Here is an 11,387-nt window from a genome sequence, read left to right as displayed (position 1 = left end):
CGGTTAGACGGATATCTCAGTGCCCCCAGTGCCATGACTTTGCGAGATTAAGGGAAAGGCTTCCAAGTGACCAATAGAACAACAACGCCTCATTTCTTGCCGCGGCTACAGGAGGCTCTTGCCAGAACCAAAGCTAACACTTGTTCGGCAGAATCATTTTTTGGCAAGATATCACATGTTTTGGTGACTGATAGGTTGTCCTACTGTTTTTTTTTCATTAAGTCTCTTGGTTTTTTTCAAATACTACTAATGAATGACTGTACTCGAATAGGCAGTAAGCGCTATGTCTCCATGGTTTTCTGCTTTCTGAAGTCACCTGGTTTATTGCTTTTACTTTAAAATATTCATATTATTAATTAAATAAGTTCCATTACCTAAGAGAGCAGCCCGCATTTTTTGCAGAAGACAGCGTCACTGCATACGTATCTGGCATCAACAGCCCCTCGCCTTTACACAAATGCACACAATTTCAATCAGTTGGGAATGACTAAACCGCATGCCGTTAGTGAAGGGCCCGCAAAAAACTCCCAAGCAGGCGATGTGCATTTTAAGGTTGCGTAGCATCAAGCACGTAACTAGACCGTGGTAGAAGCTGGGCGGCGCTAAATTTACGGTTGGTTTTCTTAGGTAAAATACGCGGTAATGGTGAGAATTTTCAGCGAAAGCAGTACTTTCATCTTTTAAAATGCGTCCACCCACTTTCTTTTTCCTCTTTTCTAACACACCCACTTTTTCAACTCAATGAAGAGAACCTTACTATTGAGCCTGCTGCTGCTGCTGACCCTTGCCGGGCGGAGCTGGGCCCAAACGCGGCCTGTGACGGGCCGCGTCATCGACAAAGCGACCAACGAGGGCTTGCCAGGGGTAGCCGTAATCGTGAAGGGCACCACCACCGGTACGGCGACCGATGCCGAGGGTCATTACTCTCTCAACGTAAGCGGTGCCAGCGCAGTACTCCAATACAAGTATCTGGGCTACCTGACGACTGAGCAGCCAGTGGGAAGCGCGGGGACGCTGGACGTGGCCTTGGCTGTTGATAACAAGCAGCTAGACGAAGTGACCGTTACGGCCTTGGGCATTTCGCGCGAGAAACGAGCCCTGGGCTACGCCGTGTCCGAAATCAAATCAGAGCAAGTAGTGCAGAAGTCCGAGCCGGACTTGCTGCGAACCATTTCGGGCAAGGTGCCGGGCGTGAACATCATCAGTTCGAACGGGGTACCGGGGTCGTCATCGCGCATTACCATCCGAGGCAACACGTCGTTTTTCGGCGAAAACCAGCCCCTGTTTGTGGTTGACGGCGTGCCATACGACAACTCGCAGACCGAGTCGGAAAACGCCGTTGTTGCAGGCGCGTCCTACTCCAGCCGGACGGCCGACGTGGACCCCAACAACATCGCCTCTATTAACGTGCTGAAAGGCGCAGCGGCAGCGGCCCTCTACGGCTCGCGGGCCGCTGGCGGCGTTATCGTTATCACCACCAAAACCGGTGGCGGTGGCCAGCGCGGCCCCAAAGGCATTCAGGTGGGGTACACCACTGGCTATTCTATTGAAAGAGTAGCCGCCCTGCCCGACTACCAGAATCGGTATGGTGCTGGCTCCAACTTCACTCAAGGTCCCGTCAACGGCTCATGGGGGCCTGAATTTGGCAATAAGGCGCAGGGCGCGCCCGAGACCATCGCGCACCCCCAGGCAGGCAACCCGAACTTTCCTAACATTCCGGCAGATGCTCGAATTCCTTACCAGGCATATCCGAACAACGTGAAGGACTTCTTCGCATCGGGTCACCTGTACGAGAACTCGGTTTCACTGAACAGTACCAACGATAACTCCAGCTTCACAACCATCGTGTCGCGCGCTGACCAGAAGGGCACTATTCCAAATTCGTCGTTTGTGCGCAATAATATTAGCGCCGGGGGTTCAGGGAAATTCAACAAGCTGACGGTAAGCGGCAACGTGGCTTACACCAACACGGAGCAGCAGGGACCCATTTTGGGGGCCAACAACTTGCTGGGCGGCAGCCCTTCGGCCTTCGCTCGCACTTTGTTTCTGACCCGTAGCCTCGACTTGCAGGGGCTCCCGTATAAAGACCCGGTAACCAATGCCCCAGTGTTTGCTTGGCTCACGACGCAAGCCGACAACCCGCGCTGGTCTGTAGAAAACAGCATTTACCGGTCGCGCGTTGACCGCGTGGTGGGCAGCTTAGGCCTATCGTACGCCATTAAGGACTGGTTGACACTGACCTATACTGGCGGCGTGAACACGTATACGGATGCCCGCAGCACCGTTGTTCGTCCGGGCTCGCTGGCCTACAGCGGCATTAGCCAAGTGATTGAAGATAACATTCAGAACACGGAGTTTGAGCAGACTGCGCTGATTAACTTTAACAAGAATATCACCGAAGACATCACCGTGACGGCCAGCGTGGGGCAAAACCTCAACGCCCGCACGTTTGATGGCAAGTCCTATCTGGGCAAGGACGTCATCATTTTCGGCATCGACAACATCGAGAACACCCGGGAGAAGAGCACCTACGGCTACGCTTACTCCAAGCGCCGCCTGATGGGCCTGCTTGGCAACGCAACCGTTGGCTACAAAAACTTCGCCTTCGTGACCCTGACGGGCCGCAACGACTTTTCCTCGACGTTGAACCGCAACGGCAATATCGATACTCCGGGCCGCTCCTTCTTCTATTCGAGCGCCGCGGGCTCGCTGGTGCTGAACGAGGCTTTTAAATTGGACTACCGCTGGCTGGATTTGGCGAAAGTGCGGGCGGCTTACGGCCGCGTAGGCCGCGATGCTCCTGCTTATCGCTCGGGGGCCACGACCTTCAACATCAACCCGGGCGGCGTATTTCCCTTCCAGGGCGTGGCTGGCTTGGCAGTCGGAGGCATCATCAACAACCCGGCCTTGACGCCTGAGTTTTCGACCGAGCTAGAGTTGGGCACCGAACTGTCCTTCCTAAAAGGCCGCATCTCATTTAATGGCACGTACTACGACAAGCGTTCGACCAACCAGATTGCCCCCCGCGACTTGACGGCCGCCACTGGTTACGGCGCGTTCTACACCAACTTCGGCGAAGTTTCCAATAAAGGGTTCGAAGTGGCCTTCACGGCCATTCCCGTCGATGTGAAGGGCTTCCGTTGGAGCAGCACGTTCAACTTCACCCGCAACCGGAACATCGTAGAAAAAACTACGTCCAACAACGACACCCTGGTAGTGGGCTCTGCCTTTAATCTGCTAGGCCTGCTCATTCCAGGCCAGCCTTACGGAGTGCTCTACGGTACGGCGGCCAAACGGGCCCCGAATGGTGAATTGTTGGTAGACCCCATCAACGGGCGTTTGGTGCCGGGCGGCAGCAAAATCATTGCCAACCCCAACGCGGATTTTTTGATGGGTTTCATCAACCAGTTCACGTATAAAGGCATCACCCTCAATACTCTGATTGACTATCGCAAGGGTGGTCAGATATACTCCACCACCATTCAGGAAGAGTTGGGCCGCGGCGTAACGAAAGACACCGAAGACCGCAACCGCTTAATCGTTATCAACGGGGTTCGATACAACCGAACCACTGGAGGGGCGGACTATGATACTAATGGTACGCCATTGCGCAATACCACCGCCATTTCGGTCAATGACCTGTACTTCGCGCCTGCCGGCGGCGGCGGCAGTGCGGCTTCTAACGGCTACAACGAGCAATCCATTTATGACGCCACCACGGTGCGCCTACGTGAGGTATCGCTGGGCTACGACTTGCCTAAGTCATTGTTGAGCAAGACGCCGTTTGGGATTGTCAACCTCTCGGTTTCGGGACGCAACCTCTACTGGTATTCGCCCAACCTGCCCAAACACACCAACTTTGACCCCGAAACCAGCTCCTTCGGAGCCAGTAATTTTCAGGGAGTTGAGTTGACGAACGCGCCGACCACCAAGCGCTACGGTGTGAACCTTCGGGTCACTTTTTAATGTTTGATTTTGGCCTTAAGGCTCTTTCAATATATGAAATTTCAGAAAATTAGCGCCACTCTGGCACTGGCCAGCCTGCTGGCCGCAGCAACGAGCTGCAAGGATTTCTACGACGTAAACAAGAACCCGCTAGCCCCGACCTCGACCACGCTCAACACCTTGCTGCCGGTGGTGCAGGTGAGCATGGCGAGCGACCTCGGCGATAACGTAGGGGGCCTCAGCCAATACACCATGGCCCTGATGCAGCAGTTGTATAACACGCGCAGCATCGGCAACTTCACGCAGACCGGCAACTCGTTCGGGGGCCAGTGGGCGGACCTGTACAGCAGCGTGCTCGTTAACAACGAACTTGTCATCACGCAGGGCACGCGGGAGCAGCAGTGGGTTTACGTAGGCATTGCGCAGCTACAGAAAGCGTACGTGTACAGCCAAATGGTGGACCTGTGGGGCGACGTCCCGTACTCGCAGGCCCTGAAAGGCGTGGAGAATATTTCGCCCCGCTTCGATAAGGACGAGGAAATCTATAACGGTTCAACTGACGGCTCGGTCCAGAGCCTGTTCTCGCTGATTGATGAGGGCATTGCCAACCTCAGCAAGCCTTCGAGCAACGCGGATTTGACCCGGGCTGACCTGATTTACAATGGTTCACCCGACAAATGGAGGCGCTTTGGCAATACTCTTAAGCTTAAGCTTTACAATCAGATTCGGTTGACGCGTGACGTGACTCCCAATGTGACGCCGCTGCTGACCGCAAGCTCGGACTTACTGCAAGAAGGCGAAGATTTTGAGTTGGCCTACCGCAACACCACCAACCCGGACAACCGCAACCCCGGTTACGTGTTTGACTTCAGCACCAACCCTGAAAACCGCATCGGGCGTTACTTCTACGAAGGCATGCTGGCAAGAAACGACCCGCGCATGCCTTACTATTTCTTCAACCAGGTAGCGAAGACGGCCCCCACTACCACCCAGCAAGATTACGTGAACGGGCCCTTCGTGACGGTGCGGCCGGGCTCTACGGGCCAGTACACGGCTTCGGCTAGCACGGCCTCTTTCCAAACCGTCCAGGGCCTTTACCCCATCGGGGGACGGTACGACGAAGGCAAGGGCGGCAAAACCGGCACTAAGGAAGTGGCCGGCAAGGCCGAAGCACCCCAGCGCTTGCTCACGTATTACGCCCGTAAATACACCGAGGCAGAGTTGCAGTTAACGGTACTCAATAACCCCGTGGCCGCGCGCGAGGCGTTTGTTGAAGCGCTAAACGCGTCGTTCCGAAAGGTGAATGCCATCGCTACGGCCGACGGCAGCCCCGTAATGACTGCAACTCAAATCACGGGGTACCTCAACCGGCTTGACAACGGCACGGCAGTTCCGGTTGCTAACTCGGGCCCGCTTAATCGGTATGATAAAGCGGCTACCAACGACGAAAAACTCGAAGTCATCATGTACGAGAAATACGTGGCCAGCTATGGCTACGGGGTCGATGTGTTTACGGATTTCCGCCGCACGAAGCACCCGCGTATCCGCGTGTCGCAGCAAGTGGCAAACGCGTCGCGGGGGCTGCTGCCTGATGATGGGGGCACCATAGGTAACGGTGTTTTTCCGCGCCGTTTGCTCTACCCCTCGTCCGACTTGCTTTTGAACCCCAATTCACCGAAGGTAAACAAGGCCGAGGATGCCCCCATTTTCTGGGAGCACTAGGTTCTCATTCATTGATTCCAGATGCTTCACTATATGAAAAAGTATTTCACCCGTTTGCTGCTGCTGGTTTCGGCGGTGGCAGCGTTGCCGGCCTGCCGCGAAACCAGCCGGATACCGGAGCCAGCCTACGAAAGCATTCCGCAGATTATTCCGGAAATCAACCCGGCAAAATCTTTCTTCAATTACTCGAAGAGCAAAAACTCGATTAAGACAACCACAGACAGCAGCTACACTCGCCCAGTGTTTGAGTTCGTGGTAAATCCCTCGCAGGGGTATACCGAAATCCAAACGGTTGAAGTATACAAGAGCTTCCGGCGCAATAATATCCTCGGGCCCCGGATAAAGGTTACTGACCTGAGTTCTTTTCCGGCTACGGTTACTATCAACAGCCAGGACGCCATCAAGGACCTGTACGCAACTAGTCCCGCTCCCAACAACCTTAATCCGACCCCCATCTTAGCTACTTCCGCTACGGCCCGCAACAACATGTTCAACGGCGAAGCAGTGGTGTTCACCTTTGAATACATTATGAAAGATGGGCGCCGCATCATCCTGACCCCGCTTTCCACTACGGTAGGATTCGTTAATGCTCCCATTGGCACCTTTGTTAACACGCCTTATGCAGCAGTTGCCGAGTTCCGGTAGTAGATAGCTGACCGGTTTGTGCAAAAAGCCCGGTGCTGCATCTGTCAGTACCGGGCTTTTTTGCAAATGTCGCAAACGAGAATACTTCAGCTTAATTTCGGCTACCCGGCGCAAATTTTATGAAAATGTAACCCAGCGTACGCAAAAAATAAATTTCTCCGTTTTTGCCAATTTAAATCCGTTATTTTTGGCAATGCAATCTCACCTGTCTCATTTAACTTTTTAACATTTTGTCCATGAAAAAACACATACTCATGAGCCTCGTGCTCATGTTTACTCTCCTACACGGGGCGATGGCGCAAACGCGTACCGTTTCTGGAAGGGTAACCGACCAAGCAAACGGCGGCGGCTTGCCGGGCGTCACGGTGCTCTTAAAGGGCACGACAAATGGCGTTTCAACAAATGCCGACGGCGGCTTCAGCCTGAGTGTGCCGGAATCGGGCGGCACCCTGGTTTTCAGTTCAGTAGGAATGGTTACGCAGGAGCGTACCATTGGTAGCGAAACACAATTCACAGTATCCTTGGCTACTGACAATAAACAGCTTAGCGAAGTTGTTGTAACAGCCTTAGGTATTGAGCGCGAACGGAAAACCTTGGGTTACGCCGTTCAAACCTTGAGCAACGCAGACATCACAAAGGCCAGCGAAACCAATGCTGTGCGGTCGCTTCAAGGCCGAGTAGCAGGCGTTCAAATCACGAGTGCTTCTGGTTCTGCTGGTGGTGCTACTCGGATTCAGATTCGTGGTCCTCAGTCATTCACTGGCAATAACCAGCCTATTTATGTTGTCGATGGCAACGTGATTAGCAATTCGGCCACTACCACCCAGACGAATTCCGGTGGGGATTTGAATAATGGGGTCGACTTACCCAACCGGGGTGCAGATATCGACCCCAATAACATCGAGTCGATGACCATTCTAAAAGGCCCAGCTGCAGCAGCTTTGTATGGTGCCGCAGCTGCTTCTGGCGCTATCATCATCACCACGAAGAAAGGTGGGGGGGCTAAAGGCCGCTCGCAAATCAATGTTATCAGCGCGGTGACATTTGACCGGGTGAATCGCCTACCTGCTTTCCAGAACACCTACGGCTCGGGCAATGACGGGGTATACGACCCGCAGAACAACCAGAGCTGGGGCCCAAGAATGAATGGTCAAAATGTAGCCGACTGGCATACGTACACCTTAGCCCCTTCGGGCGCAGCAGTAGTCGACTCCATTGCCCTAGTTCCTCATCCTGACAACGTTCGGGACTTTTTCGAGACCGGGTCTACGTACAACAACTCGATTAACTTCTCTGGCTCGAACGAACTCTCCCGTTTTTACGCCTCGGTATCCGATGTGCGCACCAACTCCTTTATTCCCAACACAAACTACCGTCGCTCTACGGTGGCGCTTAACGGTTCAACGCGCCTCTTCAATAAGCTTACCGTTGGAGGCACTTTCAACTACGTGAATTCGGGTGGCGACTTGGGTGTACAAGGACAGTCACGCGGTAACATCATCCAGACGATTGTTAATACGCCCCGGGATATTGAAATTAAGGACCAGAAAGATTACAACGACCCGCGCTACAACCTTACCGGTTACTATTTGGCTGGGTTCCGCAACAATCCGTACTTTTTGCTCGCCAACAACTTATTGACGAATGAAGTAGACCGGTTCTTCGGCAATGCAACCCTTAGCTACGACGCTACCGACTGGCTAAATATTACTTTCCGCCAGAGTGCAGACACGTACTCAGACCTCCGCAAGCAGAAAATTGCCCAGGGCACCATTGCTAACCTAGCAGGTCGCTACAGCGAGGACGAGCTCTACGGCCGCAACCTCACGACCGACTTCCTCATAAACGTTACCAAGCAACTCTCGCCGGACTTTACTTTGAAGGGCATCATCGGCACGAACTACCAAGAGCAAAAGCGGGAACGGCTGACAGTGGATGCCGCTTCGGGTTTGGTTGTGCCAGGATTTTACGACATCAGCAACGCAGTTAGTCTGCCTCTCACTTACAAACAAGATTCCAAAACCCGTTTGTTCGGCGCCTTTGCGGATGTACAGTTAAATTTCCGCAATTACCTGTCGGTAGACGTAACGGGCCGCAATGATTGGTCTTCAACGCTGCCTGTCAAGAACCGCTCTTTCTTTTACCCTAGCGCCAATACCAGCTTCATCTTTACTGAAGCGTTCAAGCTCCCCACCAACATCCTGAGCTTTGGCAAGCTGCGGGCTAACATTGCTTCGGTAGGCAAATCCCCTGACCCATATGTATTGAATCCCGTATTCGTGAAATCTACGGTTGACGACGGTTTCAGTGGGCAGTACCAAGCACCTTTCCAAGGTACGGTGCCCGGTTTCCGGGTTGGCAATGCTCTCGGCAACCCAGACCTGAAATCGGAGCTCACGACTTCCTACGAAGTAGGCACCGAATTGCGATTCTTCGGCAACCGCATTAACCTCGATTTCACCTACTACAACTCGCGCAGCAAAGACATCATCGTAGCAGTTCCGGCCGCTAGTACTTCCGGCTTTACTTCTCAGTACGCCAACGCCGGTACGATGGAAAACAAAGGCATTGAGGTGCTCTTGGGCGGTACCCCAATCTCCACGAAGAGTGGCTTTTCTTGGGACATCAGCGTCAACTACACCCGTAACCGCAACCGCGTTATCGAGGTAAATAACATCACCCCGAACATTGGCCTGGGTGGCTTGAGCAGCCCCTCCATCGAAGCCCGCGTGGGCCAGCCTTACAACAGCTTCTACGGTACCCAAATGCTGCGCGACCCCGATGGCAACATAGTGGTTAGTGCCACTACTGGCCAACCGTTGGTTTCGCCGGTTCTCACCACGCTGGGCAGCATTCAGCCCAATTATCTGGCGGGCCTGAGCAACACTTTCAGCTTCAAGGGCTTGTCCCTGAACGTGCTATTTGATACCAAGCAGGGTGGCAAGTTCTGGTCTAATACCATCAACACGGGGTATTTCTCAGGCAACCTGAAAGAAACGACTGCCAATGACCGTCAGCCCTTCCTCATTCCCAACTCGGTAGTTCGCAATACAGACGGAACTTACTCAGCCAATACCAAGTTAGCCGACCCATATACCTATTGGACAACGATTAACAACATCGGCGAAAATTCGCTGTACGACGCCTCGTATGTTAAACTGCGTGAAGCCAGCTTGTCTTACTCCTTGCCGGCTTCGCTGGTGAACAAAGTCAAGCTGACAGGTATTCAGTTCACCTTGACTGGTCGCAACTTGTTCATCTGGACTCCAGCCTCGCAGCCCCACCTGGACCCGGAAGTAAGCGCTTTTGGTACGGGCAACAGCCAAGGGTACGAATTCTATTCTTATCCTTCGACCCGTTCGATGGGTGCCAGCCTCCGTCTCACTCTGTAGTATTGCTTTAGCACAACAACATGAAATACACTCGTATTACTTCATTGGCATTGCTGGGCCTCCTTCTAGGTACCAGTGCTTGCAAGAAAGACTTCCTAGATATAAATACCGACCCCAACAACCCTACTACGGCTGACGTTAACTTGGTTTTGCCCTCGGGCCAAGCGTTTGTTAGCTTCATTGTAGGTGGGCAGTACAATGTGATAGGCGAAATCCTATCTCAGCAAATGGGCATACCCAATGGTGGCAACCAGTACCGTACATGGGACCAGTACAACATTCCAACCAGTACGTTCGACGGTCGCCAGTTTCAGGGCTTGTACGCCGGGGCCTTGGAGGACTTTCAGTACGTCATCACACAAGGGACTGCCCAGAACGAGTTCCGCATGGTTGGCATTGCCAAGATTCTAAAGGCCCATTCCTTTCAAGTACTCACCGACTTGTATGGCGATATCCCTTATTCGGAAGCCTTAATGGGCACTGCCAATCTTACCCCAAAGTATGACCGGCAACAGGATGTGTATGCTGCGCTGCAACTCTTGCTCGATGATGCCATCAATGACATCAAAAAACAGCAGGGCCGCTTCCCTGGTACCGCCGACCTCAACTATGGCGCCCTTAACGAGGCGGGCATGAGCCGGTGGATTCGGCTCGCTAACACGTTGAAACTCCGCTTCTACATCCACATCAGCACCAAAGACCCCGCCACGGCTGCCGCTGGTATCAAGGCACTTTATGCGGCCAATGGAACGACCAATCCGTTCATGTTGACGGGGGAAAACTACCAGTATGCAAACACGTCTGCGTCAAACAGCGAAAACCCGTTCTATCAAACCAACTTCCGACTGCAGAACAACTTAGCCGTTAGTTCTACCATTGGTAACTTGATGACGACGTTGAATGACCCGCGTCGGTCAGTTTTCTTCTTAGATGCGGACTTGCGTATTCCTACTGGTCAAACGACTAGTCCCATCGACTACCTGTTTGTCGAGCCTGGCCAAGCGGCTCCGTACCCCAATAACTACACTTTCCCAGGCACTACCAATGCTGTAGTCCGGCTGTCGTATCCCGGCACCTTCTTTATCGGGTCAGCATTTTCTAATGCTGGTGCATTGGGGAGCACTTATGCGGGCATCACAGCTACTGATGCTGCTGCCAAAGCTCGGCCAACGCTCCTGCTCACGTATGAGGAAAGCTTGTTCCTGCGTGCTGAAGCAGCCGTTCAAGGCTGGACTACTAATGAGGATGCGAAGGCTCTCTACGATGCCGCGGTGACGGCTTCGCTCACCCGCTACGGCGTAGGTGCTAGTGCAGCAACGTATCTGGCGAGTACAGGTGTGAATTTTGCTAATAGTGCAAGCAATGCAGATAAATTGGCGCTCATTGCCAATCAAAAGTATATCTCCTTTTTTGCAACTAACGGTGCTGAAGCTTGGACGGAAAACCGCCGGACTGATATTCCCACCATTAAATCTCCGTTGACTAACGTATTGGGACCAAACGTTTTTGTAAAGCGTCTCCCATACGTTGACTCGGAGATACTGCGAAATCCCAAAGTGGCCGATACTGGTATCACTCCGGGTAACTTAACTACTCCAGTGTGGTGGGACGTAAAATAAAATACGATTTGTCACATACGGATACTCTATCCAAATGGTAAACGTAACAAAAAAAGCCCCAGCC

At 53.1% G+C, this 11,387-nt stretch carries 5 protein-coding genes; all 5 read left to right on the top strand.

Going from position 1 to position 11,387, the window contains the following annotated elements; genetic code table 11:
- Positions 1 to 741 precede the first annotated feature (741 nt).
- The 5 genes from I2H31_RS02700 (at position 742) to I2H31_RS02680 (ending at position 11,323) form a co-directional block, all read left to right on the top strand.
- Positions 742 to 3,966: a SusC/RagA family TonB-linked outer membrane protein gene (locus I2H31_RS02700; protein ID WP_196291455.1), complete on the top strand. Its 3,225-nt coding sequence runs from the start codon at positions 742 to 744 to the stop codon at positions 3,964 to 3,966.
- 33 nt (positions 3,967 to 3,999) lie between these two features.
- The gene (locus tag I2H31_RS02695; RefSeq protein ID WP_196291454.1) at positions 4,000 to 5,667 is read left to right on the top strand and encodes a SusD/RagB family nutrient-binding outer membrane lipoprotein; all 1,668 of its coding nucleotides are present in this window, start codon (positions 4,000 to 4,002) and stop codon (positions 5,665 to 5,667) included.
- A gap of 33 nt (positions 5,668 to 5,700) precedes the next feature.
- Entirely contained in the window at positions 5,701 to 6,312 is a 612-nt protein-coding gene (locus tag I2H31_RS02690; RefSeq protein WP_196291453.1) for a hypothetical protein, read from the top strand.
- A gap of 236 nt (positions 6,313 to 6,548) precedes the next feature.
- A complete protein-coding gene (locus I2H31_RS02685; RefSeq protein ID WP_196291452.1) occupies positions 6,549 to 9,704 on the top strand; it encodes a SusC/RagA family TonB-linked outer membrane protein in 3,156 nt (1,051 codons plus the stop codon).
- 20 nt (positions 9,705 to 9,724) lie between these two features.
- Complete coding sequence (locus tag I2H31_RS02680) at positions 9,725 to 11,323, top strand: SusD/RagB family nutrient-binding outer membrane lipoprotein (RefSeq protein ID WP_196291451.1); 1,599 nt, start codon at positions 9,725 to 9,727, stop codon at positions 11,321 to 11,323.
- Positions 11,324 to 11,387: the final 64 nt, after the last annotated feature.

The sequence above is a fragment of the Hymenobacter ruricola genome, assembly GCF_015694525.1.
GTDB lineage: Bacteria > Bacteroidota > Bacteroidia > Cytophagales > Hymenobacteraceae > Hymenobacter > Hymenobacter ruricola.
The sequence above is the reverse complement of the archived record's forward strand: the minus strand, read 5'-3'. Positions and strand labels throughout refer to the sequence as shown.